The sequence below is a fragment of the Bacillus sp. 7884-1 genome (assembly GCF_002272245.1).
Taxonomy (GTDB): Bacteria; Bacillota; Bacilli; order Bacillales; family Cytobacillaceae; genus Neobacillus.
In genome coordinates this window covers 1-23,480 of the sequence record NZ_NPDD01000159.1, presented here as the reverse complement: position 1 = coordinate 23,480, position 23,480 = coordinate 1, and the positions used below count along the sequence as shown (strand labels likewise).

Below are 23,480 nucleotides of genomic sequence, written 5' to 3'. Positions count from 1 at the left end.
TAAACAAGGCGCTTCCGCTTTTCGCTTTTACTTTTCTTCCTTAATTTCTTCGAATTCAGCGTCGACTACGTTGTCATCTTTAGGACCAGCGTTTCCGCCTTCAGCACCTTGTGCTCCTTGTGCTTGTTGTGCAGCTTGTTCATATAGCTTAACCGTTAACGCCTGAACAATTTCTTGTAAAGCATCTTTTTTAGCACGGATTTCTGCAAGATCGTTTTTCTCAATCGCTTCTTTTAATGCATCTTTTGCTTCGTTAGCTTTTGCAACTTCAGAAGCATCTACTTTATCTTCTAAGTCTTTTAATGTTTTTTCAGTTGTAAAGACTAGTTGGTCTGCTTCATTGCGAAGTTCCACTTCTTCTTTACGCTGTTTGTCAGCTTCAGCATTTTCTTCTGCTTCTCTGACCATTTTTTGAATTTCTTCATCAGAAAGACCTGTAGAAGATTTAATTGTAATTTGCTGCTCTTTATTTGTTCCAAGATCTTTAGCACGTACATTTACGATACCGTTCTTATCGATGTCAAAGGTTACTTCAACTTGTGGAATTCCACGTGGTGCCGGTGGAATATCAGATAATTGGAAGCGACCTAATGTCTTATTCAGATTCGCCATTGGACGTTCCCCTTGAAGAACGTGGATATCAACAGCTGTTTGATTATCAGCTGCAGTAGAGAACACTTGTGATTTTGATGTTGGAATGGTTGTATTACGGTCAATCAACTTTGTGAATACACCGCCCATTGTTTCAATACCAAGTGAAAGTGGTGTAACGTCAAGTAATACTACATCTTTAACATCACCTGTGATTACGCCCCCTTGAATTGCAGCACCCATTGCTACTACTTCATCTGGGTTAACCCCACGGTGTGGCTCTTGACCAGTAGCTTTTTTAATTGCTTCTTGAACAGCAGGAATACGAGTTGACCCACCAACTAGAATAACTTTATCAAGTTGAGATGGTGTAAGGCCTGCATCACTTAATGCCTGACGAGTTGGTCCCATTGTACGTTCTACAAGGTGAGCAGATAGCTCATCAAATTTAGCTCTAGACATTGTCACTTCAAGGTGAAGTGGTCCAGCTGCACCAGCAGTGATAAACGGTAAGGAAATTTGAGTAGAAGTAACACCTGATAAATCCTTTTTCGCTTTTTCTGCTGCATCCTTTAAGCGTTGTAATGCCATTTTATCTTTAGAAAGGTCAATGCCATTTTCTTTTTTGAATTGTTCTACTAAGTAATCAATAATTACTTGGTCAAAGTCATCGCCACCGAGACGATTGTCACCAGCTGTTGATTTTACTTCGAATACGCCATCTCCAAGTTCAAGGATAGATACGTCAAATGTACCACCGCCAAGGTCGTAAACAAGAACAGTTTGGTCTTGATCTGTTTTATCTAGACCAAATGCAAGTGCTGCAGCTGTCGGCTCATTGATAATACGTTCAACCTCTAAGCCAGCAATTCTACCTGCATCCTTTGTTGCTTGACGCTCTGCATCATTAAAGTATGCTGGTACGGTAATAACTGCTTTTGTAACTGGCTCCCCTAGATAATCTTCAGCATAAGATTTTAAATATTGAAGGATAATAGCTGACATTTCTTGTGGTGTATAGTTTTTTCCTTCTGCTTCTACTTTATAATCTGTTCCCATATGGCGTTTAATAGACATAATGGTATTTGGGTTTGTAATTGCCTGACGCTTTGCCACTTCCCCTACTTGACGTTCGCCGTTTTTAAATGCCACAACAGATGGTGTTGTGCGGTTTCCTTCTGGATTTGGAATAACCTTTGGTTCGCCGCCCTCAAGAACAGCAACACATGAGTTTGTTGTACCAAGGTCAATACCGATAATTTTACTCATTTCCCTTTTCCTCCTAAGTATTAATATGTAGGGTTATTGATTTACCTGAACCATTGATGGGCGGATAACCCGATCCTTTAACATGTACCCTTTTTGGAATTCAGCACTTACGATATTAGAGCCAAAATTCTCATCTTCTCCCTGCATTACTGCTTGATGGAAATTTGGATCAAACTCTTTCCCAACTGCTTCAATTGGTTCAACACCTTCTTTTTTCAAGGCGTCAATTAAACTGCGATAAACCATTTCCATTCCTTGAAGCAAGGAACGTGATTGCTCATTGTCTGCTTCTATTTGCAAGGCTCTTTCAAAATTGTCCAAAGCTGGAAGCAGTTCAGTTACTAACTTTTGTGCTTTATATTTTTCACCCGCCTCGATATCTAATCGAGTTCGACGGCGGAAGTTATCAAAATCCGCTTGAAGACGCAGGTAACGATTATCTGCTTCTTCTAATTTACTGGTGAGGTTTTGAATCTCAGCGGCATGGTTTACATCCGTTGAAGCCTCGTTTGAATCCCTTGCTTCATCAAAAACAGTTTCAACTTCCTCATTGGTAAGTTCCACTTGTTCATTCGTTTCAGATTCAACTTCCTCATTAAGCGTGTTGTTCTTATCTTTAGTCAACTTACTCACCTCCTTAAAGGATTTTTAAACATTTATTGTAAAAGTTAATTTCATGAAAAGGAGGGCGAAAATAGAGTATTCACCCTTCCTCAATATTTCCACCCCTAATATTTTTGATACAGGTTTGTTAAAACTGAGGTTAAATCCTTACTTAAAAACTGCAGCAAGCTTATAACTCGGGAATATTCCATTCTCGTTGGGCCAAGAATCGCAATGGTTCCCAATTTCTCAGCCCCAACCGAATAGGTTGCGGTAATAAGGCTGCAATTTTCCATAGCGCTATTTTTGTTTTCTCTGCCGATTTTTACGTGAATACCGGCAGATTCATTTTTGATTAATGGGTAAATCCACTCTTCGTGATCAATCATTTGTAATAGTTCACGAATCTTACTGATATCATGAAACTCTGGCTGACTTAACATATTTGTCTTTCCGCCAAAGAAGAGTTTTTCATTAACCGGCATTTTTAGTGAATCCGAAATGGTATGCAACATTAAATCGTAATTACGGATATGCTGCCTTAGTAACATTGCCACTTCCTTGTAGATTTTATCATTTAAATCTTCAAGTGCTACCCCAGTCAAACGCTCATTTAGAATATTGACGGTCTTTTCCAAATCACTTGCATCCACGGTTGAAGGCAAATAAAATGTTCGGTTTTCAACATGGCCCGAATCGGTTACAAAAATTGCTACTGCACTTTCCTTGTTTAGAGGAATGATTTGTATCCGTTTAAGTTTATTAAAGCTGGCAGCAGGACCTAAAACGATTGAAGTATAATTGGTTAGCTCAGATAATATCTTAGCTGATTTTTGAATGATTTTTTCGAACTCAAAAATTCTCTCAGCAAAGATTGATTGAATAATCGTTATATCCTGCTTGTTTAATGCTTGCGGCGACAGCAAATGATCTACATAATACCGATAGCCTTTTTCAGAAGGAACACGACCAGAAGAAGTATGCGTTTTTTCAATATAGCCTAGATCTTCAAGATCAGCCATTTCATTCCGAATAGTCGCCGAACTAAATGATATTTCATCCTTTTTCGACAAACTCCTTGAGCCGACAGGTTGTGCAGACCGAATAAAATCATCAACAATAACCTGAAGAATCAATAATTGACGATCTGTTAACACCATTCATCACCTCTGTTAGCACTCATTGAAGTCGAGTGCTAATTCTATTAATAAATTATCAAAAATAGGGGGATGGTGTCAATCATTTGATATTAAGAAATTGCAAAGCCACCTAATTAGGGGTTAGTCGTAACCCCTAAAAATGATTGAAAAACCTCATTTCCTAATAACCGCCCTGTTTTTGTTAAATATATATTATCTTTTTTTACTTCTATCCATTTTTTTGCAATCAAATCAGAAATCTCATTTTCAAATATTTCCAGTGGATCAATTTCAAATTTTCCGATGAAATGGGATATAGATACTCCATCTGTTTTTCGCAGACCTAAAAACATTTCTTCTTCTATTTGTTCTGCTTTTGAAGTTTGGTGTTCCTGAAAGATAGGGAGGTTCCCGTTATCAATTAGTTCCATATATTTTTTCAATGGTCCTGCATTCGAGCGTCTCCAGCCATTCACATAGCTGTGAGCACCTGCACCGAACCCATAATAGTAATCGTTATTCCAGTATGTTAGGTTATGTTTGCTTTCATAGCCAGGCTTTGAAAAATTACTAATTTCATACTGATTAAATCTGTGCTTTTCCATTTGCTCCATAAGCAGTTCATACATTGCTGCTTCCGCATCCTCTCCCGGTGTAGGGAGTTTCCCTTTTTGCATAAGATTATAAAAAACTGTCTTTGGTTCAATAATTAACGAATAGGCCGAATAATGTTGAATGTCTAGTGTAAAAGCTTGAGTCAATGACTCTTTAAAGTCAGTAATGGTTTGGGTCGGCAGGCTGAAGATTAAGTCAATGCTAATATTTTTGAAGCCAATAGACTTTGCAATCTCTACTGTTTGGTAAACATCTTTTGCACGATGGACACGACCAATTTTCTTTAATAATTCATCATTAAAGGTTTGAACACCAAGACTAAGTCGGTTTACACCTGCATCTTTTAATATTTGTAACTTTTCTTTTGTTAAATCACCTGGATTTGCTTCAAAAGTAAATTCAACATTTCTATTCATCGGTAAGTTCCGGGTTATACTTCCGCAAAACCGTTCAAGCTGCTGTTCATTTAGGGAGGTCGGTGTCCCACCGCCCACAAAAATGGTTTGCAGTTTGTCAGTTGGATATTTGTTTAATGTTAGGACCATTTCTTGCTCAAGAGCCTGCAAATATTCATCCACCGGCTGCCCTTTAAGAAATACTTTATTAAAATCACAATAATGGCAAATATGCTCACAAAAGGGTATATGGAGATAAGCAGCTTTAATCATACTTTCACCTCTTATATAAATAAAAGAGGCTGGATTTCGCCTATTTAATAGACAATTCCAAACCTCCCGTTTTTGTTTTTATTTTTTTGTATTGTTATCATCCATTTTTAGGACAGCCATGAAGGCTTCTTGTGGGACCTCGACTGAACCAACCTGTTTCATCCGTTTTTTACCTTCTTTTTGTTTCTCGAGCAGCTTTCGTTTACGGGAGATATCTCCCCCATAACATTTAGCCAATACGTTTTTACCCATGGATTTAATGGTTGAACGAGCAACAATTTTTTGACCAATAGCGGCTTGGACAGGAACTTCGAATTGCTGCCTTGGGATTAATTCCTTTAGCTTCTCAACAATGACTTTGCCGCGTTCGTAGGCAAAATCTTTATGAACGATAAAGCTTAAGGCATCCACCTTTTCAGCGTTTAACAATATATCCATCTTAACCAAGCTAGACGGTTTGTAGCCAATTAATTCATAATCAAATGATGCATAGCCTCGTGTGCTAGATTTAAGTTGATCAAAGAAATCATAAACAATTTCTGCTAACGGAATTTCATAGATGATGTTTACACGGTTTTCACCTTGGTATTGCATATTAATAAAAATACCACGCTTTTGCTGACACAGCTCCATTATCGCACCGACATATTCATTTGGAGCCATCATCGTGGCTTTTACGTAAGGCTCTTCAACATGGTCAATTTTCTGTGGATCCGGAAGATTTGAAGGGTTATCCACTTTTATTTGAGTGCCATTTGTCATGTGTACATCATAGATAACACTTGGAGCTGTTGTAATCAAATCAATTTTGAATTCACGCTCAATCCGCTCTTGAATAATCTCCATATGAAGAAGACCTAAGAACCCACAACGGAAACCAAAGCCTAGGGCTTGAGAAGTTTCCGGCTCAAATTGAAGCGCAGAATCATTTAACTGCAGCTTCTCTAATGCTTCACGTAAATCATTAAATTTTGCAGTATCGATTGGGTACAAACCACAATACACCATTGGATTTAATTTACGGTAACCTGGAAGGGGTTCTGTTGAACCATTTTTTGCATTTGTAATGGTATCCCCAACCCTTGTATCCCCAACATTTTTAATTGAAGCTGAAAGGAATCCAACGTCCCCAACGGTTAGCTCATCGACCAGCGTCGATTTTGGTGTAAATACACCTACTTCATTTACTTCAAATTCAGCACCGGTTGCCATCATTTTAATTTTATCTCCTACTTTGACGCTGCCTTCAACAACTCGGATGTAGGTCACTACACCACGATAAGCATCATAAAGAGAATCAAAAATTAGTGCTTTTAATGGAGCATCAGGGTCACCAGTTGGAGCAGGGACAGTTTTTACCACCTGTTCGAGGATATCCTCAATCCCTATTCCCGCTTTGGCAGACGCTAAAACTGCTTCAGAGGCATCAAGTCCAATAACTTCTTCAATTTCATTACGGACTCTTTCAGGCTCAGCACTTGGTAAGTCAATTTTATTAATAACCGGTATAATTTCAAGGTTATTATCCAATGCAAGATAAACGTTCGCCAAGGTTTGTGCTTCAATCCCCTGTGCGGCGTCAACGACTAAAACAGCACCTTCACAAGCAGCAAGGCTTCGAGAAACCTCATAGGTAAAATCGACGTGCCCAGGTGTATCAATCAGATGGAAAGTATACTCTTCACCATTTTTTGCTTTGTATTTTAATTGGACAGCATTTAACTTTATCGTAATCCCGCGTTCTCTTTCTAAATCCATCGAATCTAAAAGTTGAGCCTTCATTTCACGGGAAGTTAATGCATTTGTTTTTTCTAGGATACGGTCTGCTAATGTTGATTTCCCATGGTCAATATGGGCTATAATCGAAAAATTTCTTATATTTGATTGTCTTTTGAGCTTTTCTTCTCTGTTCATGTATTTCACTCCTACTATAACTCGCACAATTACACTATTTTTGATTATATCAGTACGGGAAATAAGATTCAATTAAAACTGAAATCACACAAAAAAAGCGGCATCCAAGAGAAGGAACCGCTAGGAATATTTATTCGGTTATTAGACTAATCAGTTTTTCCGAAGCAGTGGAGACACCTTCAGATATCTTCTTACCCATTGAGGAAAATAGATTAAAGGCACTTATTTCCTCAAGCTTCTTTTTCTTTTCATCAATGTCATGACTCGATATTTCATTTCCCAAAAAAGTAGCTTTTACACGTTCGCCATTGTCATTAATAGCAACAGCGTTTTGAAAATTCGGGTCATCGTAGCCCTTCATTTTATGAATGCCGTCATTCGCCAGCTGCATCCCAGCTAAAACCGATATAAACATAATGGCTAAGATACAAAAAAATTTCAGCATGAACATTTTCATTGGACATGCTCCTTTACTTCTATTGTTTATCCGTGGATTGCGCACCATCGGAATTAACTTTCTCTGCTTGCCAGAAATATTCACTAAAGACATCTGCTAGTGCGTCAGCTGAACGGTTTAACTCTTCGAAAGTATTATCCACACCGCCAAATTCCACTAAAATTACATTCTCAGACAAATTTTGATTATAGACACCGTTTTGCCCGGCACCCTGGTTCATGTGAATTCCCCAGCTCAATCCCTTGTATTTCTCTTCAAGAAGATTATGCAAATCACGTGCTAACTTTTCATTTTTTTCATGATTTGGATTTTTCCCGCCAATAACAAAAGCCAACTGTGCATATGCCTTGCCATTTATCATCACCGTCGTTTTATCTTTACGGCGTGCATCTCTATGGACATCAATAAAGTATTCCAATTCACGGTTTTGAGCCATTGCCGTCTGGACTAATTCACCAGATTTCTGGTAAGTACCAGCCATTTTCACGGATCCCATAATATCAGACTTATCAATTGAAGTTCCAATGCCTCTAGCCTCTAAGCTTTCCTTCAACTGATCGCCAATCTTGGTGACATTCAATTGTGAATGATAGGCAAGATTCGGATCGGTCACCCCTTGTAAATAGGGAAGGTATGACTCGCGATTATGAGTAAAGTAAAGATGAACCACCTTTTTATCACCTGTTGTAAGTGAGGGATTCGAAGGAATATCATCCTCGTTTCCTTTGTCAATACCTTCAATATTTTGCAATGACGCTTCTCGTTCTGCTTTCATTATTTCTAAAGGGGGTGAGGATTCAAATGGCATGTTCGTATAATTTGAACCTTGACCAGCAACGAGTATTTTCCCATCAAACTGGGCAAATCCTGGAAGCTCCCGGCCTAGAAGGCTCCTTGGGTCATTTAAATTAATATTACTTGAAAGCTTAAAAATTAAGTTAGTCAGCTTGGGGCTCGCTGTTAAATTATCTTCAATAGATAAGAAATGATGATTCTCCCAAGCCATAAGTTGATAGAGCATTTTCCCATTTACTTGATTTGCAGCTGTATTAACAGAATTAGACATTGGTCTAAACTGGGGCTTTAATGATGTTAACAGCCCGCTGATAGAAAACACCAAAAGCATAAACAACAAGATAAAAGAGGTTACTTTTATTAGATTCGTCCCTTGCACCGTCAAAAACAATCCAGAATTCCTAGTAGATTTCATGGTTCCACCTCTCAATTCGATTCTAGTAAATACTTATGACATTACTAGAATTGCTAGAACCATTATTCGCAATTGTGAGGTGGTCTCTTAAACATTATCTCGTGTAGTAACCTGCATTTCCCTGATCAACATTACTGTGAAGCGAAGCATTTAACCCGCTCGCAATCAAGTTGGCCATATCTTCAATAAATACATCCACTTCCTTAGGGGTAACCATTAAATTATGACCTAAAGGGGAAAGTACCTCATATATTAATTTGCGTTTTTCTTCCTCTTCTAATGTTCCAATCATCCCTAGAAAGGTCTGACGGTGCTTTTCTTCTGGAAGATCATCATCGGTAAGTTTTTTTCGTTTCCCAAAAGTCATACCCGCTGGTGCGAGGGCTCTTGAAGGGCGATTTCCTTCCTTAAGCTCCTTGCCAAAATGCTTCAGGATATAATCAATCGTGTCACTTGTAATCGAAACAGCATCAACAACAGTCGGAACACCAATAGCAATGACTGGAACTCCTAGTGTTTCTTTACTTAATTCTTTTCTTTTATTTCCTACTCCAGATCCAGGGTGAATGCCTGTATCCGAAACTTGGATGGTAGAATTCACCCTATCAATCGATCTAGCTGCTAATGCGTCAATAGCTATGACAAAATCAGGTTTAGTTTTTTCGACTACTCCAAAGATTATGTCGCTCGTCTCAATTCCTGTTAATCCCATTACCCCTGGAACTAGGGAGCTAACCGGACGATAGCCTTCCTCAACATTTTCTGGCTGTAATTGAAACAAATGCCTGGTGATTAAGAGGTTCTCGCAGACCATTGGACCAAGTGCATCTGGAGTAACATTCCAATTTCCTAAACCAACTACGAGACAGGAGGCATCTTTCTTAATCCCTGTGCCTTCTAGAAAGTGAGCAAATTCTTTAGCAAAAATTTCCTCCACCTTTTGTTGTAAAGGAGTGTCCTGCTGTCTAATCCCTTGTACTTCGAGGGTTAAATAGCGTCCTGCTTTTTTACCAAGCTGTTGTGCTCCTGCATCTGTGACCTCTACTAAAGAGATTTTTATATCATCTATATCTTTTTCTTTAATAATGACTCCTTCAATTTGCGAGAGGTTCTCTCCCTGTTGAACTGAGCCTTCCCTGTCAGCAATGACCATTTCTCTCGCTTCAATCGCTAAATCCGTTCGAATTGAATACTGGCTTAAGTCTATATTTTTGTTCATATTCTCCTGCATTTGTATCGCTCCCATCCAATTTCTAATTAGAAACTATTCCCTATTTTTACCCCTTTTCCGCTAAAACATTCAGGTTATTCTTATATGTAGATAATTCTAGTATTGCAAAATAAGGTTTGGTTTGATAAAATATCTCTTGTTCTGATTAATTGTGAATGAAGGTAAAGTCGAGTTCATATAGTCTCGATTCTTTGTAGGAGGTGAAAGTAATGCCTAATATTAAATCTGCTATTAAGCGTGTAAAAACAAGCGAAGCTCGTAATGCTCAAAATACAACTGTTAAATCTGCAACTCGTACTGCTGTTAAGAAAGTAGAAGCTGCTATTACACTTAACGATGCAACAGCTGCTAAGGAAGCATTAGTAACTGCTGCTAGTAAATTAGACAAGGCTGCTGCAAAAGGTCTTATCCACAAAAATGCTGCTGCCCGTAAAAAATCACGTCTTACTAAAAAAGCTAACACTCTATAATTTGAGAGCATAAAAAAACGATTCCTGATTGGAATCGTTTTTTTATGTCTACCGTTTTATTTTGAACAATAACAGCTCAATTAGTAATGATTTATTCATGCCGCCCGTTTTCATCTGAAGGTCAGCATTCGCCAGCATGCTCATAAGGTTAGTTAATTCTTCATCCGTAAATTGATTAGCTTGTCCAGCAGCTAACTTTACCCGGAATGGATGAGCCTTTAAATAACCGGCCATTTGCTGTTGTCCATAACCTCTCCTTGAAAGCTCCTTCACCTGATAAATAAGCCTGAATTGGCCCGCAAGCAGTGCTAATATCTTAATCGGTTCCTCATTTTGCTTTAATAAATCGTAATAAATTCTAAGTGCGTCTTCAGGCCTTCTTTGTACTACCCTCTCAATTAAAGTAAAAATATTTTGCTCAAGGGATCTCGACACTAATTTTTCTACCATAGAAGCCTTAATTTGTTTTTCGTCTGCAGCATACAAAGCTAATTTATCAACTTCACTTGTAATCATAAACATATTTGTACCCACAAGCGTAATCAGGAGTTCAAGTGCATCCGGGTCGAAAACAATTCCATTTTTCTTTGCTCTTTCCTTCACCCAATTTTTCAATTCGTACTCATTCAACTTCTTTGCTTCTACTGTAACTGCTGTCCTTTTTAGCTCTTTAGTAATTTTTTTTCGTTCATCGAGCTTTTCATAAGGCGCCGATATAACTAAGACCGTATAGGGGGCAGGTTCTTTTAAATACAACTCAAGCCGCGCTAGATTATGTTCCATTTTATCTTTTGTCTTCTCAGCGGTTAAAAACTTAGGATTATGTAAAAAGATGACTTTTTTCTCACCTAAAAAAGGAAAGGTTTCTGCGTCTTCTAGAGCTGTTTCAATAGGTGTTTCATCTAAATCATACGCAGTAAAGTTAAAATCCTTATCCTCTTCATCTAACACCTGATTAAGCAGCAATTGCTTCGTTTCATTGATTAAATATGCCTCTGTACCATATAATAAATAAATGGGAGCAATTTCCCGCTGTTTAATTTGTTTCCAAATATCTAATACCATTTCCAAGCTCCCCTTCGATTCACTTTCCATTATCTATCGTAATGAAGCTTGGACATTTTGACAAGTATTAAAAGGGAATTGAAAGCTTTCTTAGAAAGCGCCAATTCCCGATCTATAATGAACGCCTGCAATTAAAGCCCTAGGATCTTTTAATTGCTTGGCGGAGTTACTTGTGTAAATTTAGTGTCACCTTTTTGCTTTAAAGTATTTGTGTCAACTCTTGTCAATATAGGAAGTAGATTTTAAAAGCATGCTGGATTTTTTAAGTAAAAAAGCTTATACTATTATGTGAAATAGGAGGGGTATACTATGAATGAATTTGAAAAGAATGTGCAAACTAAACGCAACGATGCAATTGATTCTGGGGTAGGTTTTGTTGTTTCTTTTGGTGTTTTTGCTCTAATGTTTATTATTGCAACCGTTATTAAAGTTGTCGGATCCTAATCTAAATGTACTGCTACATAATTAGTTCTTGGAGACTGTAATCCTTACAGTCTCTTTTACCTCTTCTGATAGGTTAATGCTTTATCTTATGTAAAACCGAAGAAAAGGTTCCACTCTCCTGATAAAACCTATAGGTGATCGCACCATGGTCATCCGTCCTGTATACAGTTGTATTCCCGAGTTGTTCTAACACCTCGCTATGCGGATGACCATAACGATTATGCTCACCAACTGAAATCCATGAGATAGCAGGTTTTATCTTATTTATAAATAGCTCACTTGTTGATGTTTTACTTCCATGGTGTCCTGCCTTCAGTACATCTATATGCAAATCAGGATATTTCTTTATTATCCTTTCCTCTCCCTCCTGATCAAGATCGCCGCCAAAAAACCAATTAAGCCCTCCAATTTCCGCCATAATTGCAATCGACCCACTATTCCGCTCACCTTGAAAATTTGCTTCAGGACTTAGAACATAGAATGTGCTCTTTTCATTTTCCCATTGGCTCCCATCAGCGACCATAACAACTTGAATACCTTTATTTTTTGCTTCCTGAAGAATGGTTAACTCTGATTTTGATAATTCAGCAACTGATGGCATTAATATTTGTGTAACTTCTATTTCTTTTAAAAGTGCAAGAGTGCCGCCAATATGATCAGTATCACCATGTGTAAGAATAAGTTTATCTAATTTCGTTATCCCCTTTCCTTTCAAAAAAGGGACAACAACATCTCTCCCTACTTCAAATGGTTTTGCTGCCTTTTTCCATTCGTCCTCTTCGAATTGAATGGTTCCTCCCGTATCAATTAAATAGGTACCCTTACCAAATGGGTAATGGATTAAAATACTATCTCCCTGGCCAACATCAATCATTGTGACTTCCCCAAACGGATTGGCCCAATTCCAGATGGTCTGGAAGGTAATCAAGGTAAACACTAAAAAAATGGCATATATTTTCCTCTTTTGCTGAAAACCCGCTTCCCATATTAGAAAAATGGCGAGGATGATTACCATATAAATTATGAAGAGAAGGATATTTGGTCTTCCGGTTACAAGCTGGGCAAAAGATAGGTCTGCAAGTTTTTCAATAAGGGCATTGGCTAAGGTAATAATTTTCATAAATAAGTTAATCAGAATTGAAGGAGTATCACCAAATATTATCTGAATGAAATACAAGATATATAATCCAGGGAGAAATACAAACGAGAAGAGAGGAATATAGAGAAGGTTAGCAACAATACTTATAAAAGAAATTTCGAAAAAATGATACAGTAAAATCGGCAAAGCTGCTAGTTGAGCAATAATGGAGGTGACAACCATCGCTGAAATACTTTCTTGATACCGCGGGAAAATATTAGTGACAGATAAAATAATGGCATAGCTAACTGAAAACGATAACTGAAAACCTGCATCTAAAATAATCAAAGGAGAAAAAAACACATAAATCAAAAGGGTAAGGCTAATGGCATCGATTGGTGACAATTTTATTTGCTTCTTCCATCTTACAACCAATAAAACAAGGAAGATCATTAACACCGCACGAATAACCGAAGGTGAAGCACCTGTTAATATCGCATATATCGGCAACAGAACGAGAAGAAAATTCATCATAAACTGCCTAGTAAATCCGATTCTAATTCCTAAATAAAACACCATTCCGATTAATAAGGAAACATGAAGACCCGATATTGCCAGTAAATGAACAATGCCCGTTTTTTGATAATTTATCAGCACCTCAGGATCAAACATGCTTCTATCTCCAAATATTAATGCAGCTGAAAGAGCGGCAATTTCTGAAGGGAAATTTTTTTCGAGGTATTTAATGCCAGTAAAACGTACGTCTTTAATCATGGTTAATGGCGTTGATTTAACTTCAGCACATTTATTAAGTGGGTTATCTTCTAATTCCACTATTTTATAAATCTTTTTTTCAGCTAAATATTTCCGGTAGTTAAAGGCGTTTGGATTTTTGGCAATAGAAGCTTCTGTTAATACTCCTGTTACATGACATAAACGTCCATAAAAATTCGTATCTTTTAGCGCCTTTTTCTCTGCCTCTGTTTTAATTTTATATCGTATTAAAAGCTTTTCTTTATTCTTAGTATCCAATGCGATAACCTGGAGCAAATCGCCATCAACTTTGGTATTTTCCGTATATTGTAGATAAAAGGTTGTCAGTGAATCCGGCAGCCTAGTTTTATTATGGGTAATCGTATGGTGACCGGTGAGAAAAAAAGTAAGAAAGAGGCAGATGACAATGAACAATTGTTGTTTAGAATACTTCTTAAAAGTATAAAGGAAATAAAAATAAATAATGGAACAAAGTAAGAAAGGGGGATAAAAGAAAAGTGAGGTTAAAACTCCTAATATGGCCGCAATTGCAAAAAAGAAGCATTTACTATTCATGGTTTTCTCCAATTTGTTGGGGAGTATTTTAACGCCGGATACACCGGCGTTATTATGGGGGATTATTGACTTATCTTACGAAAATCAATCACTGATTCTTTTAGTTCTACCTTTTCGGTATTTACATTTGCTTGTTGGAATAACTCCACTGCATGAGGGTGATTCTTATAATCTTCTGCATAATAGACTGTCTTAATCCCAGCTTGGATTATGGCTTTACAACACTGCAGGCATGGAAAATGGGTAACATAAATTTCCGCTTCAGCTGTGGGGACACCAAATTTGGCACATTGCAGGAGGGCATTCATTTCGGCATGTATCGTCCTTACGCAATGATTATCGATGACATAACAGCCTTTATCAATACAGTGGTCTCCACCAGCGATTGAACCGTTGTAACCACCGGCAATAATTCTCTTATCTCTAACGATTGTCGCGCCCACTGTCAGCCGCGTGCAGGTACTCCTTAACGCCAGTAAATGACTTTGAGCCATAAAATATTGATCCCACGAAATGCGTTCCACTTTCTCCAACTCCTCCAAATTTCGATATTTCTCTCTCTTAAGTGTAATATCTAAGACTTTAAATGGTCAATGAGTTTTCTTATTGGATTGTAATTAGATCCTTTAGCTTCTCAAAAGTTTTATCACCAATTCCGCTAATATTTTTCAAATCTTCAATACTCTTAAACGGACCGCTTGTCTCTCTGTATTCCGTAATCGCTGCCGCTTTTGAAGGACCAATTCCCGGAAGGTTTTGCAACTGTGTTTCATCTGCTTTATTTACATTAACTTTTGCTTCTTTACCTATACCGCCGCCAGTGTTCGAAGGATTAACAGTTGTTCCTGCAGGTACGTTAATTACTGCCTCTCCCTTTGCGGGGATATAAATAACCATGGCATCCTGAACATGTTCAGCAAAATTCACCTGGCTCTCATCAGCGTTTTCAGTTAGCCCGCCAGCACGATGGATAACGTCTATTACCCTTTCGCCCTGACTTGTTGAATATACACCCGGCATGGTAACCTGCCCCTTCACATCAACCATAATCATTTCAGGTTCTTGAATTTCTTCTTGTACTTGGGGAATATCCTTCTCTTCCTTTATTTCTTGCGGGACAATATTTTCTACGTCACTTACAGAAGATTTACTTTCTTCTAAGAAATAGAAAATGGCAGCAAAAGCTATCATGACAGTAATGATCACATAAACTTTATGCTCATACATCCAGTCCTTCATAAGTAATCCATCCTTTCAATTGGTATATTTCACTATCATATTTCATATTGTTATTAGAGAATCTGCATGCGAAGGAGGGTCGGAATAATGAAAATTGGTATCATTGGTACCGGTAATATGGGGACTATTTTGGTTGAGGCTTTAATCGATGGAAAAGCAGTTTCCCCTTCTTCAATGGTTATTACAAATAGAACAAAAACAAAAGCGAAGCTGCTTAAAGATAAATATAAGGGAATAAGGGTTGGGGAAAATGCAGCTGAAGTGGCATCTCAATCCGATTTAGTGTTTATTTGTGTTAAACCCTTAGATGTCTATACCATTATTAATGAAATTAACCCACATTTAAATAATAGAAAATGTGTTATTTCCATCACAAGTCCTATTGATACAAGTCAACTTGAAGCAAAGACAGCCTGTTCAGTTATAAGGGTTATTCCAAGCATTACAAACCGTGCACTAGCGGGAGTTTCACTGATAACATACGGTGAACATTGCAGTGAAAATTGGAAAACAAAAGTGGAAAGTATGTTTGCGAAGATTTCGATTCCAGTAAGTATTGAGGAGAATATAACAAGAGTGGCTTCTGATATCGTTAGCTGTGGTCCAGCATTTTTCAGTTATCTATTGCAGCGTTTTATCCTTGCAGCTGTAAAAGAAACGGACATTGATCAAGAAAGAGCAACAGTAATGGCAAGTGAAATGATTGTCGGCCTGGGAGAGTTATTAAAACAAGGACATTATACATTACCTTCGTTACAAGAAAAAGTTTGTGTTAAGGGTGGTATTACTGGTGAGGGCATTAAGGTAATGGAGGAAGAGCTTGGAGATCTCTTTGAACATATTTTCCAAGCCACACATACAAAATTTAATGAAGACATAGAAAAAGTTAACTTGCAGTTCTATAAGCATTAATTCGCCAAGGTTAGTCAAATTCCTTTATTTATTTTAAAAATAATTTTAAAAAAGCCATCAATTTTAATATGATGGCTTTTTCCTTGCAATAAAAAATATTCTTTCTGAATGATCCTGCGGCTCAATATCCTCGAAATCTGCACAAATCTCGAGGATTTCAAAGCCTGCCTCATTTAACCATTTTGAATACTGTTGAACAGGGTATGTTCTTTGGTAATGAAGTTCATCAAAACGATCATATTTTCCAGACTGTTCATCTAATATGAAAAAACTCAGTTCATGTTCTACACTATTTGGAAATTCACCGGCAAAGCTATTCCAAATGTAGGATAAATGATCATCTGCTAATGTAAAGGTTTGATTGATAAAAAGCTCAGAAATTTTATAAGTAGAATGGACATCAAAGAAGAATATACCGCTATTTTTTAGATGACTATAAGCACTCGAAAAAGTATGTATCACGTCTTCATCAGATTTCAGGTAATTTAAGGAATCACAAAAAATCCCAATAATATTAAACTCTTCGTGTCCTTCTAAATGTGCCATATCTTGCTCAAAAAAAGGAATATTCAATCCTTCTTCCTGTGCTTTTGCCTGTGCAACACTAAGCATATCGGCAGACAAATCTACACCAGTAACGGAAAAGCCCTCCTGAGCAAAACGAACGGAGAGCTCTCCTGTACCACATGCCAAATCAAGTAAATGGTTACCATTTACTTGATATTTATTCACTTTTTCTTTTACAAATCTAACCCATTCATCGTATGGAGCATCTTGCATGAGCTCGTCATATAAATAGGCAAACTGCTCATAACTCATGTTGTCAGCTCACTGCGAATATCCTCTAAAGGTGCATCGCCCCATAACCTTTCTAACTTGTAGTAACTTCTTTCATCACGATGGAATACATGTGCAACCACATCACCAAGGTCAATTAAGATCCATGTGGCTTCATCAAAGCCTTCCATTCTTCTCACATTATATCCATTTTCTTCTGCCTTTTCTTTAATTCCTCTTGCAATTGCCTGTACTTGTTTGTCAGAGTTTCCGTGACAAATAATAAAATAATCGGCAATTAAGGAAATCCCCTGCATATTGAGTGCTAGAATATCTTCAGCTCTTTTATCATCCGCAGCCTTTACTGCAATTTTTAATAACTCTTGATTAGACATTAATCAATCCTCCGATTCATTACGAGATCATTATATGTTTGAAAGCTTTCCGGATAAACCGGTTGATTCTTTCTCATTAAGAATAGTATTGTATTTTTAACTGCTTGTATTAATGCAGTGTCCAAATTTTCCTTGGCTAAAGCTCTGACTTCATCTACCCCTGGAAAATGGCGGCCAGGTTCAATATAATCTGCTAAATAAATTACTTTTTCCAGCAGAGTCATTCCTGGCCTTCCTGATGTATGGTAACGGATCGCATCCAATACTTCCTTATCCTTTATCCCAGCTTCTTTTTCGACTAAGTAAGCCCCTGCTGGAGCATGCCACAACTCAGCATGGTAGTGAAGTAAATCTTGAGGGAACTTTTGCGATAAAATAATTTGTTTCATTTCATCCTTAGGTCGAAATTTTGCATAGTCATGAAAGATTGCAGCCATTTCTGCTTTTTTTTCATTAGCACCATATTGTTCCGCCAAAGCAATAGCCGTTTCCATGACTCCTAAGGTATGTTGATATCTATGGTCTGTTAATTGGTCTTTAACAATTTTTAATGCCTCTTCACGTTCCATATAAATGATTCTCCCTAATAAAATCAATAATCGGGTCGGGTAATAAATAGCGTACCGTCATGCCTTGTTGTACTCTCTTTCTAATCATACTTGAAGAGACATCGATTGCAGGAACATCCACGTAAGTGATTGGATAATCCGTTTTTGAGCTGTATTCAGGTCTTTCAACACCAACAAATTGGACAAGTTCAATCAGTTCGTCAATTTTATGCCATTTAGGAAGGTACTCTATCATATCCGCACCGATGATAAAATAAAATTTGTGATTCGGATACATTTCATTTAATATCCGCATCGTATCGACAGTAAATGAAGGACCTGATCTTTCTAACTCAATTTTTTCAATTTTAAATGCTTCATTCCCTTTGATTGAGAGCTCCAGCATTTGCAAGCGTTCTTGATTTTCAACTGATTCTGATTTCTTCTTATGAGGAGGCTCTTGGTTTGGCATAAACCATACTTCATCAAGATTAAGTTTGGAGAGTACCTCATTAGCGATTAACAAGTGGCCGTAATGAGGCGGGTCAAATGTTCCTCCCAATATCCCAACCTTCGGCATGACGAATCCTCCTTATGGAAGTGTAATTTGTTTCTTTTCTACCGATTCTTTGTATAGGACAATTGTATTTCCAATAATTTGGACAATGTCTGCACCTGTTCCCTTAGCAAGCTGCTCTGCGACAACGTTTTTATCATCTTCACAATTTTGCAAAACACTTATCTTAAAAAGTTCTCTTGCCTCTAGCGCTTCCGCCACTTGCTTAACCATATTTTCATTTACCCCGCCTTTTCCTACTTGAAAAATCGGATCTAAATGATGGGCTTTCGATCGTAGATATCTTTTTTGTTTTCCTGTTAACATTTCACGCCTCCAAGCTGTTGTAGTACATTTTCTCTCATTCTTTTTACATCTGGGAATATTCCTGTCCATTTCTCAAAAGCAAGCGCTCCTTGATAAACAAACATTTCAACTCCATTTTGAACAGTTGCTCCCTTTTGTCTTGCTTCCATTAAAAATTGGGTCTCTAACGGGTTGTAAATAATATCACAAACCAAGGATTGGGACTTTAAAAGTTTTAGGCTAATTGGCATTTCCGAAATTTTCGGGTACATCCCTATCATCGTCGTCTGAATCACCACATCATATTCATTCAAATAAAGTTCTGCCTCCTCTAAAGATAAGGCTTTTGAGTTTGATTCAAATGGACATGCATCAAGGAGTTCTTGGGCTTTAAGGACAGTTCGATTCGAAATATCAATTGCCAAAGGCTTCATTTTGGCCATTGTAAAATAAATCGCTCTTGCCGCCCCTCCAGCACCAATAACCAATACTTTCTTGTCAGAAAAAGATGACATATAAGGATTTAATCCCTTAATAAACCCATATCCATCTGTATTATAGCCGACCAATTTTCCGTTCTCATTTACAACCGTATTGACTGCCCCAATGCTTAAAGCTAATTCATCAATTTCATCTAAAAAAGGAATGATTGTGCTTTTATGAGGTATCGTTATATTAAAGCCTGAGATACCAATCGCCTTTAGTCCCTTAATAACTGTTTCTAATTCATCTCTTCGAACATGAAAAGGATGATAATGAGCATCGATTTCATAAAAGGATAAGATATCATTGAGCATGATTGGTGACATCGAGTGGCCAATTGGATCTCCCAAAACCGCAAAAAGTTTCTTCACCCTGTTTCTCCCCCATTTCCCTGTCTATTTAGATTAAAGATTTACGGGTTAAGGTTTGTACACCCTTAGGCACGTATGCTGCTACCTTTATTCCGGGTTCGTTTATGGTGATCCAGCCTAGACCTGAAAAGACTACATCTGTTTTGGCATCCTTAATCGTAAATTCTTGTTTCACTAACTCAGGAAATGTTCCTAATTCATCTTTTCGAGGTGGAGCGAGCATTTCTCCAAGATGATTTTCATATAACTCATCTGCATTATCTGTTTTTGTCCGATGGATATTTATTTCATTTGAGATATGACAGACAAATGAAGTCCTGCCTCCGCTAATATAATCGAATCGAGCTAATCCCCCAAAAAACAAGGTTTGTCCCTCATTTAATTGAAACACCTTTGGCTTAATTTCCTTTTTCGGTGTAATCACTTTTAAATCCTTTTTATCTACAAAGTGTGCCATTTGATGATGATTGATAATTCCAGGTGAATCAATCAATGCTTTACCATCCTCAAGTGGTATTTTGATGATATCTAAAGTAGTTCCAGGGAAGTGTGAGGTGGTGATAATATCTCCTTCTCCGGTAACTTCTTTGATAATTCTATTAATAAATGTAGATTTCCCTACATTTGTACATCCTACCACATAGACATCTTTTCCATTTCGCATTTCATCAATGGCAGCCGCTGTTTCTCTAATGTACTTACCTTTTTCAGCACTGACTAAGAAAACTTCTTCAGGTCTTAGCCCAAGCTCTTTTGACTCTTGTTTCATCCAATTAATCAATTTGTTATGTTTCACTGATTTCGGCAATAGATCTACCTTATTGCCCACTAGCAGAATCTTGTTGTTTCCTACAAAACGGTGTAATCCTGGCAGCCAGCTTCCATTAAAATCAAAAATATCCACGATCATAACAATCAGGGCATCTGTCTGTCCAATGCCATTCAATATTTTCAAGAAGTCATCATCGGTTAAACTGACATCCTGAACTTCGTTGTAATGCTTCAGGCGAAAACAACGCTGACAAATAATACTATCCTTTTCGAGTGCTGATGTTGGCGCATAGCCTAATTCCTCGGGGTTTTCAGTCTGAACTTTTACCCCACAGCCCATACATAAATATTGCTCTTGTTCACTCACACTTTAATCCTCCCATTGAATCATCCCTTTTCTTCTAAACCAATTCAAAATTCTTCGCTCAGCAAAACGGTTAAATTTAGTAAAAAAACCATCTGTTTGTGCAACAGGGACCACTAGAATCGTATGAAATCCGCTTCGATTTCCACCTAAAACATCCGTTAATAACTGATCCCCAATGACAACTGCTTCTTCTTTTTTAATTCCCATTTGAGAAAGAGCCTTATTAAACGCTCGCACCAAGGGTTTACGTGCTTGAAATATAAAAGGAATTTGTAATGGATCGGAGAATTCCTTTACTCGCATCTCATTATTATTAGAAACAATTGTTACAAGTATATTTTGCTTTTTTATTTGTTCAAACCATTCGACAAGTTCAGGAGTGGCATTTGGACGATCCCATTCCACAAGCGTATTATCCAAATCAGTAATGATCCCCTTAACCCCTCTTTTTTTCAAGTCTTCGGGATGAATATCTAATATGCTTTTTACATGCTCATCAGGCAAAAATTTCTTTAACACTCAGCTTACACCTCATTAATTCATCTGTTTATCTGTACCATCATAACCAATTTTACCCTCAGTATCAAAATAAAACTATTATAGCTGTATGAGTTTATTATTTGTCAATCTCGAATATTTTTGCTTTAAATACGAAATAAAAAATATTTTTCGACAAAATCTCGGTTTTTTACACATCTGTGGATAAAGTTATTAACATTATACCCATTGTTTCAGTCACATTTTTATCCTTTATAAACAAATTAGTCACAAGTTATCCACTGTTAATTGTGAATAATTGGAAAGGTTGTCCAATCCAACTTAATTTGGTAGATTTAGGGTACACCAAATGAACCTACCATTTTATGCTTCTTTACTTTCATTTAGTACCATTTATTTTTTATATGGAGGTGCTTCTGGCTTGCGTAAACTGTCAGATGAGTTATTAATTGAATCTTATTATAAAGCAAGAGAATTAAATCTAAGTCCTGAGTTTATCCATCTTATCGAAACAGAAATTCATCGTCGTTCACTTTTCAACAAAATGAAAATTTCATCTTAATATTTTACTTATGACCCTTGAGGGTCTTTTCTTTTGCAAAAAAAATCAACGGCACTAATTAGCGCCGCCATTTTGGGTTGCCATGACTCCAATTCTTTCGCCAATCCTAATGTCCTTTGGTGTATGAATAGTAGAATCTAGTATAAAGGTTTCTTTTTGGAATAATAATACAATGGTAGACCCGAAACTAAAGTAGGCCATTTCCTCGCCCTTTTGAAGCGTCATTCCTTTATGCGTTTTTTCAATGGAATTGACAAACATGGCTCCCACTTTCACGATAGCAACATGCCCGCTTGCTGTTTTCACTTCTGTAATCATTCGATAGTTTTTAGACAACGTCCTAACACCGTATTTAAGACCCATTTTATTAACAGGATATGATTTTGAGCCAAGCGTCCACTGTTTAACAATGGTACCCTCGATAGGGCTATGTATCCGATGGTAATGACTTGGACTTAAATATAGAATCATATAAGTACCATGTAAATATTTATTTACTGTCTCCTGGCTGCCTAACATTTCTTGTATGGAATAAGTCTTACCCTTGACAACCATTTCACTTGTTTGATTAATAGAACCGACATCCTCAATTACTGCATCTACAGGGCTAACCACCGTGTTTTCATTTGTGTCAATTTTTCGAACTTCTTTTCGCAGCGTCCTAATAAATAAATCATGAAGTGTGTGATACTCATGCAGAGACTTTTCCATTTCTTCCTGATTTAATTTATAAATCTTCGCGAACGAAGGGACAACAAATCTGCTGATTCTAGAACGGGCAAAACGCTGTAAAATAACTGATGTCCACTTCCCATTGGTAAGTTCTATCATTAGTCGATAAACGTGCTTAAACATTACATGACCCCCAAAAAGTGTAAAAATACTCTTTACGAAACTTCTTAAAAAGCTTAATATTGTATATAATAGATAAACCATAAAAAATTAAAGTTCTCTTCCGGCTTGTTGAAAAGGAGTGGTGGAGCAAAATGTTTTTATTAGACGTTTTTGATTCTACAATAAAGAAACTTAAGTCCCAAACTGCAAATGTTATTACCTTAACCAATTTATCTTTTGGTGGATTTGCCATTATTTTCGCCATGGAAGGAAATTTACGATTAAGCTTGTTATTAATTTTTATCGCCGCATTAGCCGATCGTTTTGATGGTATGGCCGCTAGAAAGTTTAATATTGAATCAGAGCTGGGCAAACAATTAGATTCCATGAGTGATATTATATCATTTGGAGTGGCGCCTGCACTATTACTATATCAAGGAATCTTAAATGAATTTGGGGGACCCGGATCCTTCTTCACCGTTTTCTATATCGGCTGTGGAGCCTTTAGATTGGCTCGGTTTAATATCACAGAAAGTAATGGCTATTTTACTGGTCTGCCGATTACTGCAGCAGGGTGCCTGGCAACATTGAGCTTTTTAGCCATCCCATACCTGCCCGCTCAAACTTTTTTATTCATCATCATTATTTTATCATTTCTAATGGTAAGCCCCTTTAAACTTAAAAAGATGTAACAAGGAAAAGCGGAAGCGCCTTGAAAGGGGCGACAGGCATAAGACGAGCCGGCGGGAAGGTTGTTCTTTAACCTTCTTGACGGATT

General features: G+C 37.3%; 25 protein-coding genes and 1 pseudogene. 5 read left to right on the top strand and 21 right to left on the bottom strand.

Annotated elements, in window-relative coordinates:
• Positions 1-27 precede the first annotated feature (27 nt).
• The 8 genes from dnaK to gpr form a co-directional block, all read right to left on the bottom strand.
• Positions 28-1,860, bottom strand: a complete 1,833-nt coding sequence (gene dnaK / locus CHI06_RS18605; protein WP_095250123.1) for a molecular chaperone DnaK — start codon at positions 1,858-1,860, stop codon at positions 28-30.
• Positions 1,861-1,893: 33 nt separating this feature from the next.
• Entirely contained in the window at positions 1,894-2,484 is a 591-nt protein-coding gene (grpE, locus tag CHI06_RS18600) for a nucleotide exchange factor GrpE (protein WP_095250122.1), read from the bottom strand.
• 104 nt (positions 2,485-2,588) lie between these two features.
• Positions 2,589-3,620 carry a heat-inducible transcriptional repressor HrcA gene (gene hrcA / locus CHI06_RS18595; protein ID WP_095250121.1) on the bottom strand — a complete coding sequence of 344 codons (1,032 nt, stop codon included), beginning with the start codon at positions 3,618-3,620 and terminating at the stop codon, positions 2,589-2,591.
• 116 nt (positions 3,621-3,736) lie between these two features.
• Complete coding sequence (hemW, locus tag CHI06_RS18590; protein WP_095250120.1) at positions 3,737-4,885, bottom strand: radical SAM family heme chaperone HemW; 1,149 nt, start codon at positions 4,883-4,885, stop codon at positions 3,737-3,739.
• 78 nt (positions 4,886-4,963) lie between these two features.
• Positions 4,964-6,799 (bottom strand): translation elongation factor 4, encoded by a 1,836-nt coding sequence (lepA, locus tag CHI06_RS18585; RefSeq protein ID WP_095250119.1) that lies wholly within the window; start codon positions 6,797-6,799, stop codon positions 4,964-4,966.
• A 130-nt stretch (positions 6,800-6,929) separates the two neighbouring features.
• A complete protein-coding gene (locus CHI06_RS18580; RefSeq protein ID WP_095250118.1) occupies positions 6,930-7,256 on the bottom strand; it encodes a YqxA family protein in 327 nt (108 codons plus the stop codon).
• Between the two features lie 19 nt (positions 7,257-7,275).
• Positions 7,276-8,466, bottom strand: a complete 1,191-nt coding sequence (gene spoIIP / locus CHI06_RS18575) for a stage II sporulation protein P (RefSeq protein WP_095250117.1) — start codon at positions 8,464-8,466, stop codon at positions 7,276-7,278.
• Between the two features lie 94 nt (positions 8,467-8,560).
• On the bottom strand, positions 8,561-9,685 hold the full coding sequence (gene gpr / locus CHI06_RS18570; protein WP_095250124.1) for a GPR endopeptidase: 1,125 nt from the start codon (positions 9,683-9,685) through the stop codon (positions 8,561-8,563).
• Between the two features lie 221 nt (positions 9,686-9,906).
• On the opposite strand from gpr, the gene rpsT reads away from it, so the two are divergent.
• Complete coding sequence (gene rpsT, locus CHI06_RS18565; RefSeq protein ID WP_095250116.1) at positions 9,907-10,167, top strand: 30S ribosomal protein S20; 261 nt, start codon at positions 9,907-9,909, stop codon at positions 10,165-10,167.
• Positions 10,168-10,215: 48 nt separating this feature from the next.
• On the opposite strand, the gene holA is transcribed toward rpsT, so the two are convergent.
• Positions 10,216-11,232 carry a DNA polymerase III subunit delta gene (gene holA, locus CHI06_RS18560; RefSeq protein ID WP_095250115.1) on the bottom strand — a complete coding sequence of 339 codons (1,017 nt, stop codon included), beginning with the start codon at positions 11,230-11,232 and terminating at the stop codon, positions 10,216-10,218.
• Positions 11,233-11,541: 309 nt separating this feature from the next.
• On the opposite strand from holA, the gene CHI06_RS18555 reads away from it, so the two are divergent.
• Entirely contained in the window at positions 11,542-11,676 is a 135-nt protein-coding gene (locus CHI06_RS18555; RefSeq protein WP_095250114.1) for a YqzM family protein, read from the top strand.
• 73 nt (positions 11,677-11,749) lie between these two features.
• Here CHI06_RS18555 and CHI06_RS18550 read toward each other — a convergent pair whose 3' ends face one another.
• The 3 genes and pseudogenes from CHI06_RS18550 to CHI06_RS18540 all read right to left on the bottom strand — a co-directional run bounded on the left by CHI06_RS18550 (position 11,750) and on the right by CHI06_RS18540 (position 15,322).
• On the bottom strand, positions 11,750-14,083 hold the full coding sequence (locus tag CHI06_RS18550) for a DNA internalization-related competence protein ComEC/Rec2 (RefSeq protein ID WP_095250113.1): 2,334 nt from the start codon (positions 14,081-14,083) through the stop codon (positions 11,750-11,752).
• Between the two features lie 77 nt (positions 14,084-14,160).
• Positions 14,161-14,607: pseudogene (locus CHI06_RS18545) on the bottom strand (ComE operon protein 2); the annotation flags it as partial.
• 79 nt (positions 14,608-14,686) lie between these two features.
• Positions 14,687-15,322, bottom strand: a complete 636-nt coding sequence (locus CHI06_RS18540; protein WP_095250111.1) for a helix-hairpin-helix domain-containing protein — start codon at positions 15,320-15,322, stop codon at positions 14,687-14,689.
• An 87-nt stretch (positions 15,323-15,409) separates the two neighbouring features.
• Between CHI06_RS18540 and comER the strand changes: the two genes are divergently transcribed.
• Complete coding sequence (comER, locus tag CHI06_RS18535) at positions 15,410-16,234, top strand: late competence protein ComER (RefSeq protein ID WP_095250110.1); 825 nt, start codon at positions 15,410-15,412, stop codon at positions 16,232-16,234.
• A gap of 63 nt (positions 16,235-16,297) precedes the next feature.
• Here comER and CHI06_RS18530 read toward each other — a convergent pair whose 3' ends face one another.
• From CHI06_RS18530 to CHI06_RS18495, 8 genes are read right to left on the bottom strand one after another with little or no spacing between them, the layout of a single operon-like run.
• A complete protein-coding gene (locus CHI06_RS18530) occupies positions 16,298-17,053 on the bottom strand; it encodes a class I SAM-dependent DNA methyltransferase (RefSeq protein WP_095250109.1) in 756 nt (251 codons plus the stop codon).
• Complete coding sequence (rsfS, locus tag CHI06_RS18525) at positions 17,050-17,406, bottom strand: ribosome silencing factor (protein WP_095250108.1); 357 nt, start codon at positions 17,404-17,406, stop codon at positions 17,050-17,052. Before rsfS ends, CHI06_RS18530 begins: the two co-directional genes overlap by 4 nt.
• Complete coding sequence (yqeK, locus tag CHI06_RS18520; protein ID WP_095250107.1) at positions 17,406-17,975, bottom strand: bis(5'-nucleosyl)-tetraphosphatase (symmetrical) YqeK; 570 nt, start codon at positions 17,973-17,975, stop codon at positions 17,406-17,408. Before yqeK ends, rsfS begins: the two co-directional genes overlap by 1 nt.
• Positions 17,965-18,534: a nicotinate-nucleotide adenylyltransferase gene (locus tag CHI06_RS18515; RefSeq protein WP_095250106.1), complete on the bottom strand. Its 570-nt coding sequence runs from the start codon at positions 18,532-18,534 to the stop codon at positions 17,965-17,967. Before CHI06_RS18515 ends, yqeK begins: the two co-directional genes overlap by 11 nt.
• A 12-nt stretch (positions 18,535-18,546) precedes the next feature.
• On the bottom strand, positions 18,547-18,837 hold the full coding sequence (gene yhbY, locus CHI06_RS18510) for a ribosome assembly RNA-binding protein YhbY (protein ID WP_095250105.1): 291 nt from the start codon (positions 18,835-18,837) through the stop codon (positions 18,547-18,549).
• The gene (aroE, locus tag CHI06_RS18505; protein WP_095250104.1) at positions 18,831-19,670 is read right to left on the bottom strand and encodes a shikimate dehydrogenase; all 840 of its coding nucleotides are present in this window, start codon (positions 19,668-19,670) and stop codon (positions 18,831-18,833) included. Before aroE ends, yhbY begins: the two co-directional genes overlap by 7 nt.
• A 28-nt stretch (positions 19,671-19,698) precedes the next feature.
• Positions 19,699-20,781: a ribosome biogenesis GTPase YqeH gene (yqeH, locus tag CHI06_RS18500; RefSeq protein WP_206021220.1), complete on the bottom strand. Its 1,083-nt coding sequence runs from the start codon at positions 20,779-20,781 to the stop codon at positions 19,699-19,701.
• 30 nt (positions 20,782-20,811) lie between these two features.
• Positions 20,812-21,327: a YqeG family HAD IIIA-type phosphatase gene (locus CHI06_RS18495; protein ID WP_095250102.1), complete on the bottom strand. Its 516-nt coding sequence runs from the start codon at positions 21,325-21,327 to the stop codon at positions 20,812-20,814.
• 400 nt (positions 21,328-21,727) lie between these two features.
• Between CHI06_RS18495 and CHI06_RS18490 the strand changes: the two genes are divergently transcribed.
• Positions 21,728-21,868, top strand: a complete 141-nt coding sequence (locus CHI06_RS18490) for a sporulation histidine kinase inhibitor Sda (protein WP_045517793.1) — start codon at positions 21,728-21,730, stop codon at positions 21,866-21,868.
• 54 nt (positions 21,869-21,922) lie between these two features.
• Here CHI06_RS18490 and CHI06_RS18485 read toward each other — a convergent pair whose 3' ends face one another.
• Positions 21,923-22,723, bottom strand: a complete 801-nt coding sequence (locus tag CHI06_RS18485; RefSeq protein WP_095250101.1) for a phosphatidylserine decarboxylase — start codon at positions 22,721-22,723, stop codon at positions 21,923-21,925.
• A gap of 131 nt (positions 22,724-22,854) precedes the next feature.
• Here CHI06_RS18485 and pssA point away from each other — a divergent pair, with 131 nt between their 5' ends.
• On the top strand, positions 22,855-23,394 hold the full coding sequence (pssA, locus tag CHI06_RS18480; RefSeq protein WP_095250100.1) for a CDP-diacylglycerol--serine O-phosphatidyltransferase: 540 nt from the start codon (positions 22,855-22,857) through the stop codon (positions 23,392-23,394).
• Positions 23,395-23,480: the final 86 nt, after the last annotated feature.

What these genes read in the sequence shown, in the direction of transcription:
- dnaK (WP_095250123.1), bottom strand. Translation starts at nt 1,860, where the DNA reads ATGAGTAAAATTATCGGTATTGACCTTGGTACAACAAACTCATGTGTT.
- CHI06_RS18485 (WP_095250101.1), bottom strand. Translation starts at nt 22,723, where the DNA reads ATGTTTAAGCACGTTTATCGACTAATGATAGAACTTACCAATGGGAAG.
- yqeH (WP_206021220.1), bottom strand. Translation starts at nt 20,781, where the DNA reads ATGGGCTGTGGGGTAAAAGTTCAGACTGAAAACCCCGAGGAATTAGGC.
- CHI06_RS18555 (WP_095250114.1), top strand. Translation starts at nt 11,542, where the DNA reads ATGAATGAATTTGAAAAGAATGTGCAAACTAAACGCAACGATGCAATT.
- comER (WP_095250110.1), top strand. Translation starts at nt 15,410, where the DNA reads ATGAAAATTGGTATCATTGGTACCGGTAATATGGGGACTATTTTGGTT.
- CHI06_RS18515 (WP_095250106.1), bottom strand. Translation starts at nt 18,534, where the DNA reads ATGCCGAAGGTTGGGATATTGGGAGGAACATTTGACCCGCCTCATTAC.
- CHI06_RS18540 (WP_095250111.1), bottom strand. Translation starts at nt 15,322, where the DNA reads ATGAAGGACTGGATGTATGAGCATAAAGTTTATGTGATCATTACTGTC.
- yhbY (WP_095250105.1), bottom strand. Translation starts at nt 18,837, where the DNA reads ATGTTAACAGGAAAACAAAAAAGATATCTACGATCGAAAGCCCATCAT.
- gpr (WP_095250124.1), bottom strand. Translation starts at nt 9,685, where the DNA reads ATGAACAAAAATATAGACTTAAGCCAGTATTCAATTCGAACGGATTTA.
- holA (WP_095250115.1), bottom strand. Translation starts at nt 11,232, where the DNA reads ATGGTATTAGATATTTGGAAACAAATTAAACAGCGGGAAATTGCTCCC.
- lepA (WP_095250119.1), bottom strand. Translation starts at nt 6,799, where the DNA reads ATGAACAGAGAAGAAAAGCTCAAAAGACAATCAAATATAAGAAATTTT.
- pssA (WP_095250100.1), top strand. Translation starts at nt 22,855, where the DNA reads ATGTTTTTATTAGACGTTTTTGATTCTACAATAAAGAAACTTAAGTCC.
- CHI06_RS18580 (WP_095250118.1), bottom strand. Translation starts at nt 7,256, where the DNA reads ATGAAAATGTTCATGCTGAAATTTTTTTGTATCTTAGCCATTATGTTT.
- hemW (WP_095250120.1), bottom strand. Translation starts at nt 4,885, where the DNA reads ATGATTAAAGCTGCTTATCTCCATATACCCTTTTGTGAGCATATTTGC.
- rpsT (WP_095250116.1), top strand. Translation starts at nt 9,907, where the DNA reads ATGCCTAATATTAAATCTGCTATTAAGCGTGTAAAAACAAGCGAAGCT.
- yqeK (WP_095250107.1), bottom strand. Translation starts at nt 17,975, where the DNA reads ATGGAACGTGAAGAGGCATTAAAAATTGTTAAAGACCAATTAACAGAC.
- spoIIP (WP_095250117.1), bottom strand. Translation starts at nt 8,466, where the DNA reads ATGAAATCTACTAGGAATTCTGGATTGTTTTTGACGGTGCAAGGGACG.
- rsfS (WP_095250108.1), bottom strand. Translation starts at nt 17,406, where the DNA reads ATGTCTAATCAAGAGTTATTAAAAATTGCAGTAAAGGCTGCGGATGAT.
- CHI06_RS18530 (WP_095250109.1), bottom strand. Translation starts at nt 17,053, where the DNA reads ATGAGTTATGAGCAGTTTGCCTATTTATATGACGAGCTCATGCAAGAT.
- CHI06_RS18550 (WP_095250113.1), bottom strand. Translation starts at nt 14,083, where the DNA reads ATGAATAGTAAATGCTTCTTTTTTGCAATTGCGGCCATATTAGGAGTT.